Below are 24,320 nucleotides of genomic sequence, written 5' to 3'. Positions count from 1 at the left end.
ACTTCTGACATTTTTTTTATTCGTGTAAAGAGCCGGAGTATGCTATGTTTCGTTTCACGAGCAGGAAAGGTTAGTGTTTAGGGGGCACAAGGTTTTGGGAAAAAATACTACCCAAGGGGTGGAGATTTTTTTCCAAACTTGCATGACCTTTTGCCCCCGTTAAGAACACGGTCATACCTTTGCTCTTGAAACGAAACAAAAACAGCATACTGGCTCTTGAATAAAAAAAATCCGTGGAAGCAGTGAAAAAGGCATTAGGAAACGGCCTGGAGTGTATCAAAACAACACAACCAATTCGTTGAATTTTCTAAACCTTTTTTAAAAGTTTGTGGCTGTAAAAGCCACACAACAGAGGGGAGATATTTGAAAATGAAGAAGCGTTTTTATAGATAGGTATTATCGCTTCAAAATGGGAAATATGGAACGATGGGTAGTTGTTACAATCGTATGTTGTTTTCCCTGGTTTTAATGAAGAAGTCCCGCAATTGATCGTGAAATTTATTTCAATTCTTTGTAAAGGAATAGGAAAGACAACAAGGCTAAAATCTGAACGCAGGCAACAAACCATAAAATGAGGGGAATGCTTATTTGATATAAATACCCTATTGAAGTGCTTCCTAAGAACCAGGCTAATCCATAAGCAGTGTAAAAGATGCCATACGCAAATGCTCTTCTTTTTGCTGTTACTATATCGGCAATCGCAGCTCTCATAATGGTTTCATGAATGGCCATTGCGACACCCCATAATACAACGCTGACCAGTACCCAATTGAAGGAGTGTGTAAATGCGGCAAAAGCAATCGGAATAGTTATCAGTGGAAGCAGACCTAAAACCTTCAGTCCGGTTTTATCATATATTTTACCAATAATCAATGCAGCTACTGCATCAACTCCCATTGCAATAGCATAAAACAAAGGAATCTGTGTGTCAGTTATGACAGCATTTACTTTCAGGTGATAAGCAATAAGTTGAAAATTGGCAAAGCCTAAGACACTTAAAAAAGAAAATAGCATATAACGCCAAAATTTTGGACTTAATTTTTGGGGCAGAGCCGATAGCTCTTCTTTTTCTGTATGATCGTCTTCCAATAATTCAGGTTTGGGTACTTTTATTCGTGCTATGAGTAAAAAAATAATAGTGAGTATAGCTGGTATCCAGAGCAGGGTAAATCCCGTTCTGTATGTTCCGTGCAAAAAGAAGACTATCGAAAAAAGTAGCGGGCCTATAATCCCGCCTATCTGATCGATAAATTCATGTACCGCAAATCCGAAACCTCTTCCGGTATTGGATGTTGCAAATGAAAGCATGGTATCTTTAGCAGGAGATCTTACAGCCTTTCCAAGTCGTTCCAGCACTACAAATAATGCTGCTAATTGCCAATTATTGGTAATGGCAAGCAATGGAATTGATATCAATAGTCCATAACCGACAAATGTTATAGTCCAATATGATTTTGTTTTACCAGCAATATAACCCGACACCAGCCGAAAGGCATAACCAATAAATTCCCCCAAGCCGCTTACTAAACCTACCATTGCAGAACCGGCTCCTAAAATAGCGAGGTACGGTGATGCGATGCTTCGCCCGCCTTCGTAAGTAATGTCACCGAACATACTAATGATACCAAATAGTAAGATGAACTGCCATGACCTTCTTCTTAAATTGGACTGGCGAGGTAGGACAATGTTATTGATTTTCTTCATGCGCGTTATATACTTTCCGGGCATATTCATCCAATATAACCTGGCATTCCATGAGTTTATGGCCTGCTGTTACAGCAAGCGCCGCTCCATAGAAATCCAATTTCTTAATCTTGTCAAACCATGTTTGCAGTTTCTTTAAGTCCACATCGTTTTCTTCAAGTTCTGCGTAGGTGAAATGCTTGGCTTTAGTTTCTTTTTTAATTTCGGCATCAAAGTCGGCGCATTTCCCTAAAAATTCCTTGTATTCTTCGTCTCTGTCTGCCTTAAACCGGCTGACAACTTTTTGTTCCTGAGTCTTATCTAAGCCAACAGTTTCTAACAGAACACTTTCGCCCTTAATCCTGGCAATATCGTTTTCTATCAACTTCAATTGCCTGATATGTTCCGTTGTTTTAGGTAGGAGACAAATACTGTTTTGCAGATATACAGCACCGAGTGCTTTCAATTTGCGCCATAAAGCGATCCTGTTTTTTGATGGTTCCGGCGGTACTTTGTACGTTAACAGCAACCAGGCATTGACCTTAATCATGATACAAATGTAATGTAACGGTCGTTACATTTAATGTGTAATAATATTTTTTATAGCAAACAGCATTTTACAGCTCTATGAGGCGTCCCGGATAGCCAAATGCTTCCACTCGCTGCCACATTTGAAAACCCGCCACAACTCTTTGATAATTTAAACTTTCCATAATTGTCAAGAGTAGTGAATAAGATGAATAACAGTTTTTCAAACAGCAAGATGACACCCGAAAAGCTCATTAAAATGTTTAATGGAGAGGCTAAGGAAATGAGCAGTGAGGATGCAGCAAAGCTGTTGTTGTTTTTAAAGAAACTGGCCAGGATTGTGGTCGTAAAATATTTAGAGAGATGAAAAAGGACAGGGAACCTATCGCTGATCTATATATCCGCGTAAGCACCGATGAGCAGGCGGACAAAGGTTATTCGCAAAGAAACCAGGAGGAAATGTTGCGGAAATATTGTGACAACCATTCTATCGAGATCCGTAATATTATTTATGAAGATCATTCCGCAAAATCTTTCAACAGGCCGGAGTGGAAGAAATTAATTCAGCAACTTAAAAAGCACAGAAATCGGATAGACTTGATCTTGTTCACAAAATGGGACCGATTCAGCCGCAATGCCGGCGATGCCTACCAAATGATAAATGTGCTGCGTGACCTCAACGTTGAGCCGCAGGCTATTGAGCAGCCTTTAGATTTGTCTATACCGGAGAATAAAATGATGCTGGCATTCTATCTTGCCGCACCTGAAGTTGAAAATGACCGCCGTGCCCTCAATGTTTTTTACGGAATGAGACGGGCAAAGAAGGAAGGTCGTTATATGGGACTTGCTCCGGTGGGTTATAAGAACAAAGTTGATGAGACAGGCAATAAATACATCGCTCCAAAGCAACCTGACGCATCAATTCTTTTATGGGCTTTTGAACATATAGGCAAAGGGGCTTTCAATACAGCACAGATTTGGAAAAAGGCTAAGGATAAAGGTCTAAGATGCAGCAAAAATGCCTTTTGGCAATTGATCAGGAATCCGTTGTACTGTGGAAAGATTTTTATTCCCAGGTTTAAGGATGAGGAAAGTTATTTTGTAGAGGGGCAGCACGAGGCAATTATTACAGAAGAATTGTTTGATCGTGTGCAGGACGTTTTGGACGGTCGTGGTAGAAAATACAGACCAAAGATTGAGACGCAGCGGGAATTTCCCCTGAAAGGCTTTCTTATATGCCCCGAATGCGGAAAGCTGCTTACAGCAAGTAAATCAAGAGGAAGAAGTCGGCATTATACTTACTACCATTGTTACCGAGGATGTTCACACCGGATTAATTCTGAAAAAATAACAAAGGCTTTCGACGATGAGCTGAAAAGATACGTACCCAAAAAGGAGATATTGGATATTTATCATAGGATAGTGTGCGAAACTTATTATGAAATGACAAATGATATTCAGGTCTCAAAAAAACAGGTCTTGGGCCAGATAAATGAATATGAAAAAAGAATGTCTCACATTAGGGACCTTCTTGCAACGGATAAGATAGAGGCATCGGATTACAACGATTTTAAAGCTCAATACAGTTCCACGATCGAGCAGTTAAATATAAAAGTCGATGGCCTTAACGCAAAATTTCCTTGTCTGGAAGGGCTTCTTTCATCGGGATTGGAGAACCTCATGAGGTTGGATAAGATATTAGGAGAAGGGAATAATGAAGATGTACGAGCCATCGTAAACATGATATACCCTGATAAACTAACCTTTAATGGGAATGTTTTTTCAGTGGGAAAAGTAAACGTAGCATTGAGTTATAGTTATCATCTTAGATAATGTGTAAGGTCAGGATCTTCCAAAAGAACCTCAACAGTTTTATCTTTCTGCTTTCATCATTTAGAGCATCCTGGAAGGGATGCTTTTTTTGTGGCCAAACACGCTCTCATTAACCTTCCTGGCTTTCAAACCCACTATGGGTAATCCTTGCCTTCAAATATTACAGCTAAACAACTATTTCTGTCGGCCAAATAACGTAAATTAGTGCCAAACAAAGACACTAAGATATGGAGAGAAGTATAAGAAAGCGAGCGGTGTCCTATTTGCGGGCTGCGAAAATCGAAATGGGAAATTTCGATTCGCTTATTCGACAAAAGGCGACTATTGAAGAGTATTGTTTGAAGAACAATATTGAGTTAGTAAATGTCTTTTGGGATGTTTCATCCGGAAATAATTTCAATCGAAAAGGCTGGAAGGAATTGGAGGTTTATCTAAGCAACAATCTTGGAAGAGCCCAACTTCTGATAAGTGTAGATTCATCTCGCATAGGAAGGAATTATGCGTTGTTTGCAACAGAGCAAGAACGTTTCAAAGGGCTATACGATGTGGATTTTTGTTTCTGCGCTGACAGGAGTAAACTTCAAGATTTGACAACTGAACAATTATTTGGTAGGTTATTTAACCAACCGATAAAGGGCAATTAAATTATAGATCATGGTAAATATTGCTGATTTATACATTCGGGTAAGTACCGACGAGCAAGCCGATAAGGGGTACTCCCAGAGAAACCAGGAAGAGATGCTGCGCAAATATTGTGAGAGCCATTCCATCATGATTCGTAACGTTATATACGAGGATCATTCTGCAAAGTCTTTCAACAGGCCACAATGGAAAAGTTTGATACAGGGTCTGAAAAAGAAAAAAAGCAATGTTAATCTGATATTGTTCACTAAATGGGATCGGTTCAGTCGTAATGCTGGTGATGCTTATCAGATGATTAACGTGCTGCGTGGATTTGGCGTGGAACCACAGGCGATAGAGCAACCATTAGATCTTTCCATACCGGAAAACAAAATGATGCTGGCATTTTACCTTGCCGCCCCGGAAGTGGAGAACGACAGGCGTGCCTTGAATGTTTTCTATGGCATGAGAAGGGCGCGTAAAGAGGGGCGATATATGGGTCTTGCACCCGTAGCTTACATTAATAAGACAGAGGAAAACGGGAGAAAATATATTGCTCCACTGGAACCTGATGCGTCGATACTACGATGGGCCTTTGAAGAAATAGCAAAGGGTATCTTCAATACGGAGCAGATATGGAAACGGGCTAAAGAAAAAGGGTTGAAATGTAGCAAAAATGCTTTTTGGCAGGTAATACGAAACCCTCTTTACTGTGGTAAGATTTTCATCCCTCAATTCAAGGATGAAGAAAGTCGCTTTGTAAAAGGACAACATAAAGCCATTATATCGGAGGAATTATATTATGAGGTGCAGGATATCCTTGATGGCCGAGGAAGAAACTACCGTCCAAAAGTCAAAACCCTTGATGAGTTTCCAATGCGCGGATTTCTGATCTGTCCTGAATGTGAAAAATTATTAACAGGAAGCAAGTCTAAAGGGCGTACAAAATACTATTCCTATTATCATTGTGTTGGTGCGTGTAAGCATAGAACAAATGCAGAAATAGTGAACGAAGCTATTTTGAAAGATCTTGCGAGCTTTGTTCCTGAAATTGGTGACATGGCATTCTATCAGGAATTGATCATCAAGGAGTACCTTAATAAGACGAATGAAGTTCAATTTGAAAAGAAAGAAATTCTGCTTCAAATAAAGGATTATGAAGATAGACTTTCACACACAAGGGACCTTCTTGCAACACGTCAAATAGACGCCGATGACTACCGTGATATGAAATCACAGTACAGTGCAAAAATATCAATGCTGGAGTCACAATTGACACGAATGAATAATGATGCTGATAATGTTCAAATCCTTATAAAACGAGGGGTTAAAAGGGTTTTTGAAATTAAGGAAGCGCTAAAAGACGGATGTTTATCCGAGATAAGAAAAGATGTTGGTTCAATTTACCCTGAAAAAATCGTTTTTGAGGAAAGCAAAGTTCGAACCGCCCGGCGTAACGATTTCATTCAATACATCAATCTGATTAACAAGAAGTTACGACAAAATAAAAACGGGACAAAAGTAGATTTTTCTACTTTGTCCCGTCAAGTCGGGATGACTGGATTCGAACCAGCGGCCTCTTCGTCCCGAACGAAGCGCGCTACCGGGCTGCGCTACATCCCGTTATTAATCCCGGGCTGCAAATTTATACAATTACTTTAAAATCACAAATTTCTGACCTGTCATTTTTAAAAAAACAAAAAGCGGATCTCATTAAACGCAATAAAATATCATGGTAATTATTCATCCAACATCTATTTTCTTACAGGGAGATGGTCACTGAATCCGGATTTCTCATGAAACCAGTCGCCCGCCTGACCTGCCAGCCATAAGTAATAATCACTTCCCAATTCATCATCTATTCCCACAAAACTGCCACCGGGGTTCCGGGGAAGCTGGCTTAGGGTTGCACATTTAAATATGGAAGTGCCTTCATTCATCTCGTCAAACATGGCGATGTATAACATCTCTGCGCCCGCCTTCTTTGCCCCTGCCACCTGTTGCCAGAAAAAGGAGCCTTTATTCCGTGGAATGCTGCGGGCCTGTGGCCCGTTCATATTACGCCACGAGAAACCAGGAAAGACAAGAGGTACATAATCCAGGTGGTTTTCCCGGCACCATAGCATGTCTTTTTCTATTGTTTGTTGAAAGGCAGGATATCCCTCCTGATCATATCTTCCTACAAACCAGGGAGCTACAATAGCACATTTCTTTAATAATCTGTGCAGATCCGGATCTTTCAGCGCATCGGACCCAAATTCCCGCCAATAGGCAGGCACTCCCAGCATCACACTGAAACCCCGCTGGTTAAGTCCGGCGATGATTGTTTCAGCTTCTCCAAACCCATACTTCCGGTGATCGCTGAAACCTACTCCCCATACTGCTACCAATGGCTTACCGGCATGATGCAGATAGGTAGGAAATTTGTTCCCCTTACCATCGAGCAGTCCGTATTCCCTGCTCAGCGTGTCAATATCCTGCAGGAGCAACTGCTCTTCCCCGGGGTTCATTCCACTGAGGTCGTACATGATACAAATAGCCCGGTCATTTGCCCTGGCAGCCTCCATCGCATGATGCAATACTGTATTAAAATGGCGCCTGCCACTTTCATTACGGATCTCTGCCACAAAACGCTGCATGAACACTCCGTCTATACCGTAGTCTTTCATCCATTTAAAGTGAAGGGCCACCGTCGACTCGTCATATGGACTGAATACATTAGCTATCTGGTTATCTTCATTTTGAAACGGTGTGGGATATTGCTTTTTGTATTCCCGCATATCCGGCCAAAGGTCTATCTCACAGGATCCCGGGGCAAAGGTTCCCCGTTTTTCATAATGATGCCATCCCCGGCGAGCGCCATCATCGGGAGTATTGAACCATCCCTGGTAGCCTGCCATTACCAGTCCTTTGTAGGTTGGATAGCGAAACGGACTTTTCTGAGCGGCTACCTGGAATGTTAAAATACAGCAAGTCAATAAAACTGAAATACGTTTCATGCTGTTTATTTGAATCTCTCTGCAAATTCTTTTGCGAAATCCTCTAGTTTAATATTGCCTGTTGCCTGTGCACTTCTTTTTCTGAAATCAGCCATAATACTACCATTGCGAAGCCCCACACCCATTTCTGTATACAATCCTGCAAATTCTTCCGGCAGCCCTGCATTTATCATACCCTGCAACGCCGCTTCGTCTGTGAACTCCACCCAGGGCAGTGCCGGTATCCCTACTGCATTGCCTAACGCAGCCGCCACTTCAGCGGTAGTGCGTATATCGCTGACTACATATCGTACCTGCTGTCCGGTAGCTGATTGTTGCAGCTCTTCTGCAGCCGCTGCTGCAATGTCTTCCGGATGCACGAGCAGCATTTCCTGCAATGCCGGATAGTTAGCGCCAATGATACCTCCACCTTTGATCAACGCAATATCGTTGTAATAATTCGTATAAAAAAAGCCGGCTCTCAGATAAGTAACAGCAACTCCTTCGAGCTGGCTGTATAGTTGTTCTATATTGTGCAAACCCGCAATAGGTCCGTTGCCGCCCGGAAGATCTGCTCCTATACTACTTAACATTACAACCCGCTGTATCCCTGCTTTCCTGAAAGCTGCAGCAAATGCTTTACCTGCTTCGGTAGTAGTTGCAATTGCGTTATCGCCTCTCATATTGGGCGGCGTCATAGCCCATACGGCGTCAGCGCCGGCGAATACCTGCTCCAGGAAAGCAGCGTCGTTAACTGAGCCGATGGCTGCTGTTGCTCCCAGCTCTTCTATGGCGGCTTTGCGGGCAGCGGCACTACTCACAACGGTTACCTGATGCCCTGCAGCAATCAATTTTTTAGTCAAAGGTTTCCCTATGTTCCCTAAAGAACCTGTTACGATTAATTTCATTTTACTTGTTTTGTTTTTGGAGAAACAAAGGTATCTTTGTACTTACTTTTTAACAAGTACTTACCCCAAAGTATGTATTATGGGAAGAATTAAAGAAGCGTCCACTATTCAGGAAAATAAGCGATATGCGTTGGAGCTGTGCCCGGTGACTTACGTAATGGAAAAGATAGGCGGCTACTGGAAGCCGATTATTCTATACCATTTATCTAACGGCCACAAACGCTACAGTGAGTTGAAACGGGCAATTCCGGCGATCACGGAGAAAGTGCTCATCCAGCATTTGAAACAACTGGAAGCCGATAACCTGGTTATCAGGGAATCGAAACCGGTAGTACCGCCTTTTGTGACCTACCGGCTGAGCAATGCAGGTCAGGGACTATTTCCGGTGATACAGGCAATGGCTGCCTGGGCATTTAAAGATATGGAAGGAGCTTTTAAGTAGACATTTGATGTGTTAACGGTAACGGTTATACGATCTTACGACATAACAACGCATTTAATTGAACCCTCAACTATTATGGCTGGCAAAACTAAATGATAATTGGCGGTTACCACACCAAAGTACTATTTTAAAAACACAAGTAAAACAAGTATAAGGTTACCTCAAATGATAATTGAATCGGGACCTTATATTGCGGTCAGCATAAAACACAATTGATAGTTTTGTCTGGATCAGGATTAAACCGATTAAACTGATTTTTTATTTTGATTTTCAGGATTTAGAAGATAATAAACAGGCTATTATCTTTCTACATCCTAAAAATGTAATCAGCTCAATCCTGATCCACACAAAAGCCCGCGCTACATTTTTTCTTTCTTTCTTATTTCCGCAAACAAGGCCTTAAACGTATTCACATTGGCCATTGTTCCCGGACGCACGCCTTTACGGCCATAATATCCGTCAATAAACTCTTTGGTATTTACCCACATCGTTTCAAAGATGCCGGGCATACGTTCTGCTAATGTGCGGGAGAAATCGGTCTGCAGGGCATTTTTACGGGCAGCATACACCTGCTCCAGCTGCGCCATTGCTGATGATTCCTTTCCACAGGAAGAGGGCAATACCTGGAATCCTTTCACTGCAAAGTAGGCAGGCGTAGGTGGGGCATCTTCATACTTCCAGTCGCAAATCATAATATCCTTCGGTATCATGTCTATGGCGCGTGCCGTGTTGTTCATGCTGGCCTGCCATGCCAGCAGATTGGTTTCCTTACCATCTATCAGGCGATCACTCCACATCCACATCTGGCATTTTTTTTCTTTGAGATGCTGATGCAGGGCGGTCACATAAGCGCCAAACAATTCCGCCGGATCTTTGCCACCACAACGCGGACACTTATTATACCCGATGATCCAGGCTTCGTCCAGCCCCACGTGAAAGGCATCTGCGCCGGTTACTTCAATCAGTTCATCCACCAAAGGAAAAATGATCCTGAATAAATCCGGATGCTGTGTACACAAACACTTGCTGTAGAAATCGAACATACCACCATCTTTCCAGGGCACCGGCGGATTATAATCCGGTGACTCGTCCAGCTGCGGATACTTCTTTAACAGCGGCCCTATCTCCGTTTGCTCCGACTGATGCGCCAAGAGGTTCACGGTTGGAATAAAGCGGATCTTCGCTTCCTTACAGGCCTGTACAATCTGTTTTAAATCTTCTTCGGTGATACCATTCCATTCGGCTACTTCCGGATCCGATTTAAATTTGTAGGCCAATTCTATTCTTAACGCCAGCGTATTCACGCCTTCCGCTACCAATGCTTTTTTGATAAAGTCGCAAAGCAGCGGTACATCCTGCCGTTGCGGCACGCTCAACAGCAACCCTTTTACAGGCAATACATTCCATTTAAAAGGAGCGGGCTGTTGTGCGCGTAACTGGAAACACCCTAACAATAAACATCCTGCTAATACTATCTTCTTTAACCTGGTCATATTTATTCTGCAATTACTTTTCTAATCCTGTTATTATTTCTATCCACTACATATACCACTCCGTTCTTATCTACCGCTACACCGGTGGGTGCATTGAACAACGCCGCCGCGCCGGCACCATCGGCAAATCCGGGAGTGCTGCCGCCAATATAGGTAGTCACATCCCAGGTGTTGGCCGTGATCTTACGGATACACTGATTGGTGTTCACAGATGAACCATCGCCGGTACCATTACCTGCTACAAACAGGTTGTTGTTGGCGTCCACCGCAATCGCCCATGGATAGTCGAAACGCGCATCGGTGCCTTTTCCATTTACCAAACCGGTTTGATAAGCAGCGCCTGCAATTACGGTAGGCTCCCAGGTATCCGCCGCAAACTTCTTAATCATAGAAGTACCGTTCTCGGATACATACAGGTTACTGTTACTATCTACAGCTACATCTACGGGGTAAACGAGGTTCTTAATAATCTCCGTGGCTGTACCATTAGGTGTTACCTGGTAAATGCTGCCAGACCCGCGGGCGTTGGCGTAATAAATATTTCCGTTGCGCTTGTCGATGCCAATACCCCATGCTTCTCCCCACGCAATCAGAGAAGTAGTGCCATCAGCCGTCACCCTGCGGATGGTCCAGTCGGCCGGATCTGCTACGATCACGGAGCCATCTTTATCTACCGCTACGTCGAGGGGAAATGAGAACTGTGCGGTTTGTCCTTTACCTTCCTGGTAGCCCCCGTTACCATTACCTGCGAGGGTGGTTACGTTACCATCCGGCGTAATTTTACGCACACGGCGGTTGTTGCCATCGGCTACGTATACGTTACCGGCGTCGTCTACATCCAATCCACATCTGGAAAAATTGAAAGAGGAGAAAATTCCTTTTCCATCTGCAATGCCCGCAGCACCGTTGCCGGCCAGCGTGCTTACCTTATAGGAAGTGATATATCCAAACGCTTTAGCGGCGGTAGTTGTTTTGCCATTGATGGTCACAGTGATTTTATCGCTACCGGCTTTTTCCGGTATCACTACCAGGATATGATCACTGATAACGCCTTCTACCAATGCTTTCACACCGTTTACGGTCACATTTACCGCAGCGGTATCCGTGGTAAAATTGCTGCCATAAATCAATACCTCGGTGCCTGATGCGCCTGATTCAGGGGTAAATTTGTCGACGATGATCGGAGCGTTGTTGTCGTGCACAAAGCCTTTGTCTTTTTTACAGGCTGCTGCTACACATATCAACAACACTATTTGCAAATGATATAATATAGTTTTCATTCGTTCTTGTTTAAGTGAAACAGTTACAGTTACCAGCCCGGATTTTGGGTAAAGCCGGGATTATTGCCACTCACCTTGTCAATCTCGCTTTGCGGAATGGGTAACCAATAGTTTTTCTTCGCATCAAATACCCTGGTTTCGATCACGGGATAGGTATAGGTAATGTTACCGCTACCGGAAACCGCTACGCCATGAACGGCTTTATTATCCACTATCTCCGCTATTTTCCAGCGACGAACATCCCAGAAGCGATGATCTTCCAGCGCCAGCTCAATTCTTCTTTCATGGCGGATTTTAGCACGCAGGGATGTTTTATCGCCCCCGCTGTAGGCAGGCATGCCTGCACGGGCACGCACTGCGTTCAGGGCATTGTATACATCTGCCTGCGGACCGGTCGCTTCATTCTGCGCTTCTGCGTAGTTGAGATACAGTTCTGCCGTTCTGATCAGCACCCATTTGCGGTCGCTTCCACCGCTACCGGAAAACAGGTCCACAGAAGGCAGTAGGTATTTACGCGGCCAGTAGTTGGTAGAAATTTGTCCGGAACGTGGCGCATCCGCACCATTGGGATCCAATACCTTCCCTTTCCAGGTACAGCCAGGATACAGTATGGTAGCGTAAAAGCGGGGATCTCTTCCGTCGTAGGGGCGTTGTGCAATATAGCCGGAGTTAGGATCGGTAATCGGCAAACCGGTAGCTTTCATTTCGTAATCATCTACCAGCTCCTGTAAAGGGGTAACGTTACCATAACCGTTGGCACTGCGCGGATTCATTTCGCGGTCGATACCGCCATCACCGAAAGCACCGGGCGCAGGGCGGCTCCAGATCACTTCCTTATTGAAATACTGCGTAAAAATATCACTATAGCTATCGTTCAGCGTATAGCCGTTGGTGATAGCCGTGTCTAATGCAGCGCGGCAGGCTACTGCCGCCTGTTGCCAGCGGGTGGCATCGTTGGCGGGATTAAACAACGGGCTGGCATAAAACAGGCGTACCCGTCCTTCCAGCGCCATGGCAATCATTTTGCTGGCACGTCCCCAGTTAGAGGGACGGTCGGCATAAGTAACCGGTAACAGCATACTCGCTTCCTGCAAGTCTTTCAGAATACTGGCAGTCACTTCGTCAATGCTGTTACGTTTATAATAAATACTCGCCGGGTCATCGAACGGGCTCTTTTCTGTCAGCAACAAAGGCAGTCCTCCCCACATGCGCATCAACTCAAAATAGTAATACCCACGCAACAGCAACACTTCTCCTTTAAGGCGGCCGCGGCGTTCAGGATAATTGGGATCTACAGGCACCAGGTCATAGTTCGCCAGGAACTTATTGCAGGCGCGGATTTTTCCGTAGTAACTGTTCCATAAATCAGACATGGGGAAATTCGACGGACTCATAGACCCTGTGTTGAAATTACCTGCATCCGGGTAAGAAGCGGAGTTGTCGATACTCTGGTTGGTTTCATCCGTTGCACTGCCCGTGCCCCATCCTGAATTAGGTTTGAACATATTGGGCAAGCTCATGTAAATCACATTTACAAAGCCTTCTGCATTTTCAATATTAGAAAAGACCTCTTTCTCTGTGATCAGGTCACTGGGCCTTCTGTCGAGATAATTTTTACTGCATGCAGTTGCACACAGCATCACTACGGCAGTAATCCCTGTTTTAAATAACACCTTTTTCATCATTATAATTTATCTACCGTGATTAAAGATTGATGGTAATACCTGCATTATATATGCGCATAATCGGATAAGGCTGCCAGCCCCAACGTCCGCCGGTATTGGATTCCGGATCTATACCCAGGTCTTTTACGTGATCCCATGAAATCAGGTTCATGCCATTCACATAAATACGGGCGCTCTTTATCTTCACTCTTTTCAGTAAATGAGCCGGTAAACGATAGCCTATTTCTGCATTCTTCAATTTCACATAATCTGTTTTTCTAATCCAGTAGGTAGAGCTGATAAAGTTGTTAGACATATTGCTTTCAGAAAGGTGCAGGGCCGGGAAAGTAGCGTTGGCGGCATTTTCCGGCGTCCATCTGCCTTCATGAATCGGACGATAACTTTCGCGGTAGTTGGCGGTGAGCTGTGAAGAGAAAATCTGACGACCACCCGTAGCGCCCTGGAACAATACGCTCACATCCATCCCTTTATAATCAATACCGAAAGTGGCGCCGAAATAACCGGTAGGCACATTCAACATCGGTAACATCGTTCTGTCGGCCTCGTCAATTTTGCCATCACCGTTGAGATCCTTGTATTTGATATCACCTGGAATCAAGGGGGCAAAGGTTTGTTTAGGGCTCTTATTGATTTCATCCTGGCTCTGGAACAATCCTTCTGCCACGTAACCCAGATCATAACCAATAGGCAGTCCTATCTGGCTTTGATAAGGATAGGCCAGCTTGGGTTCATCCAGTTCCAGGATCTTATTTTTCACGAACTGGTAATTCAATTTTGCAAACAGGCCTACCTGGCCAGCGTTGGCATTCAGGTTCAGTTCTGCTTCTATACCTCTGTTCTGAATACGTCCCATGTTCCTGTTCAGGTCCGCCGTGATACCCATATATCCAGGAATCGTACGCGCTGCTACGAGAATGTCTTTACGCAGTTCATTAAAGAAGTCTACAGAAAACTTCAGCTTATCTCTCAGGAAACCGGTTTCAATACCAAGGTCTGTTTTAGCGGCTTTCTCCCAGGTAATGGCGGGATTACCAATCCTGTTTTCATAATAGCCTCCTACGCCGGAAGCCACGCTACCAAAGGTAAATCCACTGCCGCGGGAGTAGTCAGATAAATACAACCAACGTCCTCCGTTGACCTGGTCATTACCTACATACCCATGTGAGAAGCGCATTTTCAGGAAGCTGAATGCTTGCTGGTTTTTCATAAAATTTTCCTGGCTGATCACCCAGGCAGCAGAAATGGCCGGGAAAAATCCATACCGTCTGCGGGGAGGAAAGTTTTCCGATCCATTGTAACCAGCGTTGAATTCCAGGTAATATTTGGTAGCATAGTTATAGGCAATTCTTCCTACATAACCTTCGTATACCCGTGGGAGGTTGCCCGACTGGGAGCGGTAGTTCCGGTTAAAGAGGAACAAACCACTGACGGCATGTTTACCGAAATCCCGGTCGTACATGAGTTTCATGTCATAGTAGTAATATCTTTCTCCGCTGGAAAAACCAGAACGCTGTAAGCTGGTAGCTTTGCGGTGTTGGGTATAGGTGCCATCACCGCCGGGAGTGGATTTATAACGCCAGGAATCAAATTCCTGGTCCAGTGCAAAGTTGATATCACCGTAGTTTTCGAAAGTAAAGAGTCCTCTGACTTTCAGGCCGGGCGTAATAAAATCCAGCTTACGGGTCAGTGCCACACTACCATTGGTGCTATGCCAGTAGGCGTCGAGGTAGCCGTTGCGGGTAACCAGTCCATACGGATTATAGAAGTCTTCCCGCATGGTACCGGAGGCAATGCTCCCATTGGGATTAAATACTGGGGTCAGACGATTGATCATTTGTGAAAGCACGACGAAGAAAAATTCGTTGTTGCCACGATCTCCGGAAGGACTGGTTCTGTTTTCCAGGCGTGATGCCAGGTCCACCTGCAGGTCCGTATTTTTATCCAGCGTAATATCTACGTTAGAGCGGAAGTTAAAACGGTCGTATTTATATTTAATGCCGTAGATGTTTTCATTGGCGTGGTTGTAGATCGGCTCCTGGCGCAGGTAAGAACCGGAAACAAAATATTTTACATATTTGGATCCGCCACCGATATTAATATTCAGTGTTTTCTGTGGTGAATTTTTCCGGATCATTTCGTGGTACCAGTCGGTATTGGGGTAGTCGTATGGTTTCAGGCCGGTTTTATAATATTCTAATTCCTGGTCGGTAAATACCGCCGGCAGGCCGTCATTTTTAGCCGCTTCATTCTCCAGTACACCTGACTCATAAGCGCTGAGGAAGCGGGGAAAATTGGTAGGCTGCTGTAACGCATACTGCATATTTACCTGGATATTGGGAGGACCATCCTTTCCGCGTTTGGTGGTGACCAGCACAATACCGTTTGCACCTTGTATACCATACAATGCAGTAGAGGAAGCATCTTTCAGGATAGAAACGGATTCTATTTCATTAGGGTCCAACTGCCCGATATTGGCGTCGCCACGGGGCAACCCGTCGATCACCACCAATGGGTTAGTGGCACCGGTAGTGCTGATACCACGAATGAACAACTGCGCATCATCGCTACCCGGGCGACCGGAGTGCTGCGCCGTGATCAATCCCGGCAGCCTTCCCGCCAGGGCATTGGATAAGTTAGCTACAGGGCTTTGTTTCAACTCTTTTGTTTGTATGCTGGATACCGCACCGGTAATACTTTGTTTGGTTTGTTTCTGTCCGTAACCTAATACCACTACCTCGTTGAGGCCTGATTCCGCTGCCTTCAGCTTAATCACTAACCGGGTATTTCCTTTTACCGGTACTTCTTTGGTTTCATACCCGAGATAGGAAATCACCAGGGTACCATTTTCCGGCACGGTCATTTTAAAATTACCATCAACATCCGTAGCGGTGCCTTTACTGGTACCTTTCAACTGCACATTTACACCAGGTAGCTCCTGGCCATTTTCTGCCATTACCTTACCCGTTACCGTTATATCTGCTGTACTTTCAGAGATAGCTACCAGTCCACCTTCCAACATTTTGTAGCGAAAGTTTTTGGCCAGCACCTGGTCCAGGATTTCCGGCAGCGTGGCTTCTTTGAAATTCACATCCACCTTTTCATCCTTCGGAAAGGTTTTGTAGTTGTACAGGAAACGGTAATCGCTCCTGGTTTCCACCCACTCCAGCAGCTTATGCAGCGCCATTTGCTTGCTGTTAAGCGTAAACCGGCTCTGCGAGTGCACATCGGCACGCGCCTGCAGGATGAAAGCCGTAATGAGGATGAGGCAAAGCTTCATACACAAGAATGTTTTTCTCACTAAATAGTTGGAAAGGGCTGTTTTTAAACACAGCGTTTTTTTCATACATTTGAATTGAATGTTAGACATTTGAAACAATAAAAATCCCGCACGGACTACTTGTTTCGTTCCATGTTTAGCTTTTAAAAGGGAGGTGTGGCGACACTTCCCTCTTTTTTTTGGCGGAAAGAGTGTGTTTATACAGGTTCTGGTGGAATCGGCGTACTGTTTTTCATCGTGTTACTGTTTTGTGATTTGGTTGACTAATGATGTATGTAAATAGTATCTCCTTTTATCGTATAATTAAAATCGGCTGTTACCTGTAATAATTTCAGGACGTCAGTGACAGTTTCTTTCTTAAAAGTGCCCTTGAATTTATAATCTGCCGGGAAGGTATCTGTTAATATAATTTTACGGTTGTACCAGCGGCTCATCAGTTGCGCCAGTTCCGGGAATGTTTTATCCTTAAACTCCAGGCGGTTGTCCATCCATACCAGTTCGCTCACCTGCTGACTGCTTACATTCGGTGTTACCTTTTCCACGATGAGTAATACATCGCCCCAATCTACCATACGTCCGTTTGTCGCCATGGCATTGGTTAACGATGTTTTCTTTTTCAGGATGGCTTTTTCGCCGGGCTCCAGTACCAGGCTGTTACCATTGCGGCTCACGGCCACACGACCTTCTACCAGCGTGGTTTCAATGCTGCCTTCTCCGTCGTAAGCTTTTACATTGAAGCGGGTACCCAGTACCTGCACATTCAAATCAGGCGTATGAATCACAAAAGGATGTGCTGCCTGTTGGGCTACCTCAAAAAAAGCCTCACCACGGAGGTATACCTCACGATGGCTGCTGCCGATATTGGCGGGATAAGAGAGATGACTACCCACATTGAGCCATACCTGCGTGCCGTCTTCCAGTAATACCTTTTTCCGGACGCCTTCGGGGGTATCCAGCACCAGCTGCCGGTCGGCGCGGGGCAACCACAGCCACACCGCCGAACCTGCCACGAGCAGTACGACCGCTGCGGCGGCAGCCACCTTCCACCATCTGAACGAAGTACGACGCACCACCGCTACCGGGTCTTCCTGCCACGCTCCTTCCCGCTTTAAACGATCTGTAATATCGGTGTACATGCGCGGCAAATCCGGCTGTGCATCACCACTATCAGGCATTTGAGCGGTTGTGTAGTTTTCATACCAGGATTCCAGCGCCGCTTGTTCGTCTTTCGTACATTGGCCCTGCAGGTATTTTTCCAATAATCCAATCAGTTGTTGATCACTCATTATTTTGGTTGTCTGCTGGTATAGACACCGCATTCTCCACCCACCCTACCCCTTTTTGAAATTAATTTTCTGTTTTTTTACCGGTAACCACCCATTTTTTATATCTTTTGCGCTTTATGGCGGCCGGACACCAAAATTAGACCGGCATAAGTGGTACGCATGACGGAGTATATTGCATTAGAGGATAACGCATTAATAGCATTACTGGCGAATAATGATAACAAGGCCTTCGAAACCTTGTATCAGCGCTATGCCGCTACACTATACAACCATGCATACAAAAAATTTCCTGTGCCACACCTGCTGGAAGACATGATACAGGACATTTTTACCACCCTCTATAAAAAACGCGCAACACTCACGGGCATACAAAATTTCAGTGCCTATCTTCACAGTGCCCTGCGCAACCGCATCTTCAATGAATTACGTAATTCACTATTACATCAGCAACATCATCAACATCTCCCTATTACCAAAACAGCAGAAAATGAGCATGCCTATGACTACAAGCTGCTGGAAAAAAGATTTGCACTGGCATTGGATCAATTGACAGCCCGCAGCCGGGAAGTATTCCTCCTCAGCAGACGGGATCACCTGTCTAATAAAGAAATTGCACAGCGTTTAGGCATTTCCGTGAAAGCAGTAGAAAAGCATATGGGCAAATCACTGCAGGTAATGCGGGAAGAATTCAAGGACTACGGACTATTGCTGGTGGCGCTCTCTACGGTTTTTTACCGCTAAAAGCGGATGTTGTCCGGATCAGGCAGATCCCGTATACCAGGCTGTATAAAAAAACCCGCCGACCAGATGATCAGCGGGTTCTTCGCATATAGGATTCTCATTTACTTGAGGGTGATCTTCCGTATCCTGCCAGGATATTCTTCTATTACATAGATATTACCCTGTTTATCGACCGCCATTGAAGAGCCTTGTCCAACGGTGAACAATGCTTCCGTCAACGTACCGTCTTTATATCCGCTTTGACCGGATTGATAAGTTCCTCCAGACCCGGTGATGGTACCAATAGTGGCATCCACGGTAGAAATAGTTCTGATAGAATAGTTATTCGCATCTATCACATAGATAATACCTGTTAACGGATCATACGTTAATGAAGATGGCCCATCGAGTTTACCCGTTCCTTTCGGTCCGTCTACATAACCGTTCTGGCCCCACATACCCGCGAAGAATTCCGACTGGCCGGTAGTCATGTTATAACGGAGTACCAGATTTCCGTCTGTATTAGACCAGTACACATAGCCGTTCGCGCAAGTAAAGGCGGTTGAGAATCCACCCCTCGAGGCCTGCGTAATCTGACTACCATCGGCTTTAATCACGTAAGTACCGTTGTATTCAGAACCAACGTAAATATTACCAGCGGCATCAATCGACATATACCGTGGCGAATTATCGAGGTTGGAGAAGAACGTAGTGACCACGCCTGCCGGAGATATCTTGCGGATATTGTTGTATATAGCATCCGCCATGTAGATATTATCCTGCGCATCGATAGCCAGTCCGTAAGCCAGACCAATTTGTGCATTCGTACCCACACCATCCACATTACCTCTGACGCTACCTACAAACACACCACCAGTGCCATCCGGAGCAATCTTGTAGATAAACTCGTGGTTACCGATGTATACGTTGCCTTTGCTGTCTACCACCATACCACGCGGGTTTTTCTGTACCATATAGCCGGCATAGAAAGTACTTACTCCTGCCCTGCGGAAAACAGGTCCTGTAGCCGAGAGGCTGCCGGTAGTGATATTCACTGCACCAGTGGTAATACCATTCGGTATAGTTACTGTGAGCAGGGTATCTGTTGCGGTGTTCACTGTTAATGCAACACCGTTTACACTTACATGATTATTGCCTGGCGACAGATCAAATCCTGTTCCCTTGATGCTGATAACAGATCCTTCCAGACCATTATCAGGCAATAGTTGTGAAATACCCAACGCCTGAACGGTGTACTGAGGACCAGTTACCTGCTGACCATTTACCACTACTTTGATGGCTCCTGTAGTAGCACCCGCGGGTACAGTAAATGTCAGTTGATTTTTAGCTACACTGAGGAGCCGAACTGCAGTACCGTTGATGTAGGCAGAATCTTCTTCAGGCAGTTCGCTGAAATTATCACCCTGTACAGTCACCATAGTGCCTACAGGACCACTGAGCGGTGCTACTGTTTTGATAGAAGGAGCAGGCACCTGCGTGAACACCGGACCAGCCGTTTTCTGGCCGTTTACGGTCAGGGAAACAGGGCCGGTTCTTACATTATCCGGCGCTATCACCACCATTGATGTGGGGGTTACGCTCAGCACTGTTGCAGCGGTTCCGTTAAATGCCACGAGGTTATTTGCCAGCGTCTGATCAAATCCGGTACCGGTGACTATCACTTTGGTGCCGGCGCCGCCTTTAACAGGCTTGATAGCAGTGATCGACTGAAAATTAAACACCGGGCCGGCAGCATGGGTATTATTAACTGCTACTTCTACCGCCCCTGCTCCTGCCCCTGCAGGCACAATAGCTACCAGCAGGGTATCGTTCGAATTGGAAATAATGGCGGAATGCCCGTTAACAGTAACCGTAGCCGGACCATTAGTACCGGCAAAGCCGGCACCGGAAATATAAATATTGGTTCCTTCCGGTCCGTTGGCAGGTGATATACCATGTATGCTCAATGCCTGATAAGTATAGGCAGCCGCCTGTACTTTACGCTCTCCGTTTTTTACCGTCAGCGGGCCTGTAGTGCCCTTATCCGGCGCCTGTACAATCAGTACAGTATCGTTGGCACTCATCACCCTGGCGGTTACACCATTGAATGATACTTCATTTGCATCCAGCGTACTGCTGAATCCTGTTCCTCGTATAGTCACCACCGTGCCCGGGTTACCGCTGTTGGGCAAAAATCCCGAAACAGTAAGCGGGGCGGCAGCTTCCTTATGATCTTTTTTACAAGCTGCCAGCAATACCACGGCGCATGTCAGGAAAAATAAAAATTGCTTCATTGCTTTTGGTTTGACATTGATACCTTAAAATGAATACCTCATCCCCAGCTGCAACTGATACCGGGAGCTAAAGAAATCGATGGAGTACGGTTTACCCGGATCGGTAAACATATATACCGGGTAGTTATCCTTACTCTGACGGCCGGGATAAAATGGCGTCAATCCCACACTGGCTGTTGAGTTAAAGGTATTGGGAGAGAAGTAAACCCTGCCCCAGTCTTTGTTCAACAGGTTAGTGAGATTCATGATATCCAGCGTAAATGTCAGATAGCTGCTACCCGGACGTGCAGAGAAATGATACTCCTGCGCGAAGTGGAAGTCGGCCTGTGTATTCCATGGCGTACGACCGGTATTACGTTCTGTAAAACCTCCTCTGCGGCTGCGCAGATAAGCATTTCCATCCACAAAACGATTGAAGGCATCTGCCTGTGCTGCGGCTGTTACTGCATTGCCGGCAGCATCTGTATAATCCTGGAAATAACGGATTGCCTCTGAAGCCTGTGGTATGTACACCAGGCTCACCTGCTGAGGCAATCCCTGGATACTGTTGTTCACGATACCATAGCTAAACGGAGAGCCGGACTGTGCACTCACAAACAGCGAAAAACTGCTGACCCACTTCTTATCCCAGGCTTTCCGGTAATCGGCATGTACTACGATCCTGTGACGGATATCGAAATTAGAGTATGCCAGATCCGGGTTATTGGGATTCAATGCCTGGTTCAGCTGCCAGTTACTTTCCATGGAGTTACGAATACCGTTGGATACATCCTTCGATTCTCCATAGGTATAGGAAACGCCTGCATTCAAACCAAATTCAAAATTGCGGTTGATGCTTCCTGTTACATTATATCTGTATCCTTTATTGGTATTGCTTAATTCATAAGCATTGGCGAAACGCGGGTCAATGTTACCGCTGAATACCGGCTGTACCTGGTTCACGTCATAACCATAATAGCGCGGATCGTCTTTGATATTCACCTGCCGGAACATCACATCTTTCAAACTCTTGGTATAAATACCCTCAATAGTGAATTTATATCCGGTTGGAGTAGTGTAATCCATAGCCAGACTTGTACGCAGTACTTTCGGCATCACGAAGTTGTTATCTACGACATCTACCTGCGTTTTACCGCTGTTCTTGTTATTCAGCACCGCTCCGTTCTGCCCGATGAATCCACCGATGCCATTACCACTGGGTTTAAGCGGATCGGTACCTTTTACAAATGCCTGCTGATCGGCCTTCTGATCGAATGCGCCATAGGTGTCGCCATTGTTGTAGTAGGCGTAAGCCAGCCATGCCAGCGGAATTCTGCCGGTAAACATACCGATACCGCCGCGCAGGATCAGGCTTTGATCGCCCAGCCAGTCATAACGAAATCCCAGGCGCGGAGAGATCTGCACCCGGTTAAAATAACTATTCCTGATCTGGTTTAAAGGTGTATAGTAATAGGTAGTTCCCAGGTATCCATCCTGGATAGCTGTTCTGGTTTTATCGCTCAGTATAGGCTTCACCGGTAGTAAGGTGTAATCCACCCTCACTCCGGGAGTAATCTTCAGTTTATCCGTCAGCTGAATCTCATCCTGTGCATAAGCACTCAACATATCCAGGTTGAACGACTGCGGATGTGCCATGATATAGTCCCTGCTGTTATCAGTATAATTGTAACTTCCTCTTACTCTCCACGGATTATTATTCAGGTAATCATCAATGCTCAGGTAATCCACACGGCCATTCCAGCTGTTCACAAAACCATAGTTGATATGATACAATTCGTTGTGTGTACCAAACAGGAAAGTATGTTTTCCCTTGTACCAGGTGAGGTTGTCGGTAATTTCCCAGGTGCGCTGCTGCATATTAAAAATGGCGGCCTCCCTGTCTGTACCCAGGTAAATAGTGGTACCGGGTGTACGGCCCATGATCTGCACCTGTGGCAATGAAGGATCCGACTGCGGATCGCGTTTGTCGTTCACCACAGTGTAACCCACCACCAGGCTGTTCGCCAGCTTTGGATTGATGCGGGTTTTCAGTTCAGCTACCGTAGAGGTCTGGTTATTGGTTTGTTTATACGCCATGCTCGTGAAGCGGAAATCGGCCTGGTCGCGGTCCATGATCACTGCTTCAGAAAGGATGGTGTTGTTGCGGATCGACAGCTGATTCCGGTCGTTGATGTTCCAGTCGAGGCGGTTAAAGAACTTCTTCGAACTGCTGCTGGCGTTGAACGCACCACCTGTTCCCGGATCAAATGCTTTACCGTAGCGTTGCAGGGTAGCGTTGCGGATATCCTGTTCGTCTTTTACGCTCAGTATCTGCGCTGTTTCAGACTGGCCTGCCATGAGCTGTGCCGGATCACGGCGACCGGTCATTTCCTCATTCGTAAAGAAGAACAATTTATCTTTAATGATCGGAAATCCGATGCGGATACCTGTTTGATAATCGTAAAAGTCGCTGTTCATCTTACCCAGCGAACCAGCTTTGTCTTTACCCGTAATAGCGGCGTTTCTGCCGAAAGCGTATACGGAGCCTGTAAAGTTGTTGGTACCACTACGGGTTACGGCATTGATGCTACCGCCGGTGAAGTTACCAATCTTCACATCGAATGGCGCGAGGTATACCTGCATATCTTCAATCGCATCCATCGATACCGGGTTGGTATGAGTGCTGGAACCAGGCATTCCGGAGGTACCGGTAATCCCTCCCACAGAAGGACTGAAGCCAATCGCATCGTTGTTGATGGCGCCATCCAGCGTTACGTTGTTGTAGCGGAAATTCGTACCCCCGAAAGAGTTATCCTTGGAAGCCTGTGGTACCAGACGGGTCATATCCTGTATGCTCCGGTTGATGGTGGGCATGTTTTTCAATTGTGCACCACTGATATTCTGGCCTGCTCCGTAAGTATTCGCTTTCACGGTTTTTGCGCCTTTCACCACCACTTCCGACAACTGCTTCTTAGAGTCTTCCAGCACCAACGTTAGCTGCAACGGTTCCCCCAGGCGGATCTGCAAACCTTCCCGGACCTGAGTGCCCATGCCCATCATAGTGGCCTGTACGGTATACGGACCACCTATACGAAGTCCGGCGAGATGATAACGCCCATCGTTGCCTGCAATGGTACCATAACGTGTACCCGTTGGCGTATGAACAGCCTGCACCGTCACACCGGGCACAGGCTGCCCTTTACCGTCCAGCACGCGCCCATCGAGCCGCCCGCTGGTTTCCTGTGCCTTCAGTTGCGTCGTCAACAGTAAACACAACAGGCACAATAATGTATATATCTTTTTCATTTTCGGA

The 24,320-nt window shown here is 45.6% G+C and carries 15 protein-coding genes and 1 tRNA gene; 4 read left to right on the top strand and 12 right to left on the bottom strand.

Going from position 1 to position 24,320, the window contains the following annotated elements:
* Positions 1-498: 498 nt before the first annotated feature.
* The gene (locus tag UNH61_RS07355; protein ID WP_298938978.1) at positions 499-1,704 is read right to left on the bottom strand and encodes an MFS transporter; all 1,206 of its coding nucleotides are present in this window, start codon (positions 1,702-1,704) and stop codon (positions 499-501) included.
* A complete protein-coding gene (locus UNH61_RS07350) occupies positions 1,688-2,233 on the bottom strand; it encodes a Chromate resistance protein ChrB (RefSeq protein ID WP_289034492.1) in 546 nt (181 codons plus the stop codon). The genes UNH61_RS07355 and UNH61_RS07350 overlap by 17 nt, the downstream gene beginning before the upstream one ends.
* Before the next feature lie 341 nt (positions 2,234-2,574).
* On the opposite strand from UNH61_RS07350, the gene UNH61_RS07345 reads away from it, so the two are divergent.
* Together UNH61_RS07345 and UNH61_RS07340 are read left to right on the top strand one after the other, a co-directional pair.
* Positions 2,575-4,044 carry a recombinase family protein gene (locus UNH61_RS07345; RefSeq protein ID WP_289034496.1) on the top strand — a complete coding sequence of 490 codons (1,470 nt, stop codon included), beginning with the start codon at positions 2,575-2,577 and terminating at the stop codon, positions 4,042-4,044.
* 227 nt (positions 4,045-4,271) lie between these two features.
* Positions 4,272-4,688, top strand: coding sequence for a recombinase family protein (locus tag UNH61_RS07340; RefSeq protein WP_289034498.1), 417 nt, complete (start codon positions 4,272-4,274; stop codon positions 4,686-4,688).
* Between the two features lie 1,526 nt (positions 4,689-6,214).
* Here the strand turns inward: UNH61_RS07340 and UNH61_RS07335 are convergent.
* From UNH61_RS07335 to UNH61_RS07325, 3 genes are all read right to left on the bottom strand, one after another.
* Positions 6,215-6,288 (bottom strand) — tRNA-Pro (locus tag UNH61_RS07335).
* A gap of 131 nt (positions 6,289-6,419) precedes the next feature.
* Complete coding sequence (locus tag UNH61_RS07330; RefSeq protein WP_326991488.1) at positions 6,420-7,664, bottom strand: glycoside hydrolase family 71/99-like protein; 1,245 nt, start codon at positions 7,662-7,664, stop codon at positions 6,420-6,422.
* A gap of 5 nt (positions 7,665-7,669) precedes the next feature.
* Complete coding sequence (locus UNH61_RS07325) at positions 7,670-8,551, bottom strand: NAD(P)H-binding protein (RefSeq protein ID WP_326991487.1); 882 nt, start codon at positions 8,549-8,551, stop codon at positions 7,670-7,672.
* Between the two features lie 79 nt (positions 8,552-8,630).
* On the opposite strand from UNH61_RS07325, the gene UNH61_RS07320 reads away from it, so the two are divergent.
* Positions 8,631-8,993, top strand: a complete 363-nt coding sequence (locus tag UNH61_RS07320; RefSeq protein WP_326991486.1) for a helix-turn-helix domain-containing protein — start codon at positions 8,631-8,633, stop codon at positions 8,991-8,993.
* Positions 8,994-9,352: 359 nt separating this feature from the next.
* Here UNH61_RS07320 and UNH61_RS07315 read toward each other — a convergent pair whose 3' ends face one another.
* The 5 genes from UNH61_RS07315 to UNH61_RS07295 form a co-directional block, all read right to left on the bottom strand.
* Positions 9,353-10,486 carry a family 20 glycosylhydrolase gene (locus UNH61_RS07315; protein WP_326991485.1) on the bottom strand — a complete coding sequence of 378 codons (1,134 nt, stop codon included), beginning with the start codon at positions 10,484-10,486 and terminating at the stop codon, positions 9,353-9,355.
* Positions 10,487-10,488: 2 nt separating this feature from the next.
* Positions 10,489-11,766: an IPT/TIG domain-containing protein gene (locus tag UNH61_RS07310; protein ID WP_326991484.1), complete on the bottom strand. Its 1,278-nt coding sequence runs from the start codon at positions 11,764-11,766 to the stop codon at positions 10,489-10,491.
* A 29-nt stretch (positions 11,767-11,795) separates the two neighbouring features.
* Complete coding sequence (locus UNH61_RS07305) at positions 11,796-13,448, bottom strand: RagB/SusD family nutrient uptake outer membrane protein (protein ID WP_326991483.1); 1,653 nt, start codon at positions 13,446-13,448, stop codon at positions 11,796-11,798.
* Positions 13,449-13,470: 22 nt separating this feature from the next.
* Positions 13,471-16,728, bottom strand: a complete 3,258-nt coding sequence (locus tag UNH61_RS07300) for a TonB-dependent receptor (RefSeq protein WP_326991482.1) — start codon at positions 16,726-16,728, stop codon at positions 13,471-13,473.
* 263 nt (positions 16,729-16,991) lie between these two features.
* Positions 16,992-18,014, bottom strand: coding sequence for a FecR domain-containing protein (locus UNH61_RS07295; protein WP_326991481.1), 1,023 nt, complete (start codon positions 18,012-18,014; stop codon positions 16,992-16,994).
* 159 nt (positions 18,015-18,173) lie between these two features.
* Here UNH61_RS07295 and UNH61_RS07290 point away from each other — a divergent pair, with 159 nt between their 5' ends.
* Complete coding sequence (locus UNH61_RS07290; RefSeq protein WP_326991480.1) at positions 18,174-18,755, top strand: sigma-70 family RNA polymerase sigma factor; 582 nt, start codon at positions 18,174-18,176, stop codon at positions 18,753-18,755.
* Positions 18,756-18,856: 101 nt separating this feature from the next.
* Here UNH61_RS07290 and UNH61_RS07285 read toward each other — a convergent pair whose 3' ends face one another.
* Together UNH61_RS07285 and UNH61_RS07280 are read right to left on the bottom strand one after the other, a co-directional pair.
* On the bottom strand, positions 18,857-21,028 hold the full coding sequence (locus UNH61_RS07285) for an IPT/TIG domain-containing protein (RefSeq protein ID WP_326991479.1): 2,172 nt from the start codon (positions 21,026-21,028) through the stop codon (positions 18,857-18,859).
* Positions 21,029-21,052: 24 nt separating this feature from the next.
* Positions 21,053-24,313 (bottom strand): TonB-dependent receptor, encoded by a 3,261-nt coding sequence (locus UNH61_RS07280; protein WP_326991478.1) that lies wholly within the window; start codon positions 24,311-24,313, stop codon positions 21,053-21,055.
* Positions 24,314-24,320: the final 7 nt, after the last annotated feature.

It is taken from the genome of Chitinophaga sp. 180180018-3 (assembly GCF_037893185.1).
GTDB lineage: Bacteria > Bacteroidota > Bacteroidia > Chitinophagales > Chitinophagaceae > Chitinophaga.
This window is presented reverse-complemented; position numbering and strand designations above follow the sequence as displayed.

What these genes read in the sequence shown, in the direction of transcription:
- UNH61_RS07355 (WP_298938978.1), bottom strand. Translation starts at nt 1,704, where the DNA reads ATGAAGAAAATCAATAACATTGTCCTACCTCGCCAGTCCAATTTAAGA.
- UNH61_RS07350 (WP_289034492.1), bottom strand. Translation starts at nt 2,233, where the DNA reads ATGATTAAGGTCAATGCCTGGTTGCTGTTAACGTACAAAGTACCGCCG.
- UNH61_RS07345 (WP_289034496.1), top strand. Translation starts at nt 2,575, where the DNA reads ATGAAAAAGGACAGGGAACCTATCGCTGATCTATATATCCGCGTAAGC.
- UNH61_RS07340 (WP_289034498.1), top strand. Translation starts at nt 4,272, where the DNA reads ATGGAGAGAAGTATAAGAAAGCGAGCGGTGTCCTATTTGCGGGCTGCG.
- UNH61_RS07330 (WP_326991488.1), bottom strand. Translation starts at nt 7,664, where the DNA reads ATGAAACGTATTTCAGTTTTATTGACTTGCTGTATTTTAACATTCCAG.
- UNH61_RS07325 (WP_326991487.1), bottom strand. Translation starts at nt 8,551, where the DNA reads ATGAAATTAATCGTAACAGGTTCTTTAGGGAACATAGGGAAACCTTTG.
- UNH61_RS07320 (WP_326991486.1), top strand. Translation starts at nt 8,631, where the DNA reads ATGGGAAGAATTAAAGAAGCGTCCACTATTCAGGAAAATAAGCGATAT.
- UNH61_RS07315 (WP_326991485.1), bottom strand. Translation starts at nt 10,486, where the DNA reads ATGACCAGGTTAAAGAAGATAGTATTAGCAGGATGTTTATTGTTAGGG.
- UNH61_RS07310 (WP_326991484.1), bottom strand. Translation starts at nt 11,766, where the DNA reads ATGAAAACTATATTATATCATTTGCAAATAGTGTTGTTGATATGTGTA.
- UNH61_RS07305 (WP_326991483.1), bottom strand. Translation starts at nt 13,448, where the DNA reads ATGAAAAAGGTGTTATTTAAAACAGGGATTACTGCCGTAGTGATGCTG.
- UNH61_RS07300 (WP_326991482.1), bottom strand. Translation starts at nt 16,728, where the DNA reads ATGAAGCTTTGCCTCATCCTCATTACGGCTTTCATCCTGCAGGCGCGT.
- UNH61_RS07295 (WP_326991481.1), bottom strand. Translation starts at nt 18,014, where the DNA reads ATGAGTGATCAACAACTGATTGGATTATTGGAAAAATACCTGCAGGGC.
- UNH61_RS07290 (WP_326991480.1), top strand. Translation starts at nt 18,174, where the DNA reads ATGACGGAGTATATTGCATTAGAGGATAACGCATTAATAGCATTACTG.
- UNH61_RS07285 (WP_326991479.1), bottom strand. Translation starts at nt 21,028, where the DNA reads ATGAAGCAATTTTTATTTTTCCTGACATGCGCCGTGGTATTGCTGGCA.
- UNH61_RS07280 (WP_326991478.1), bottom strand. Translation starts at nt 24,313, where the DNA reads ATGAAAAAGATATATACATTATTGTGCCTGTTGTGTTTACTGTTGACG.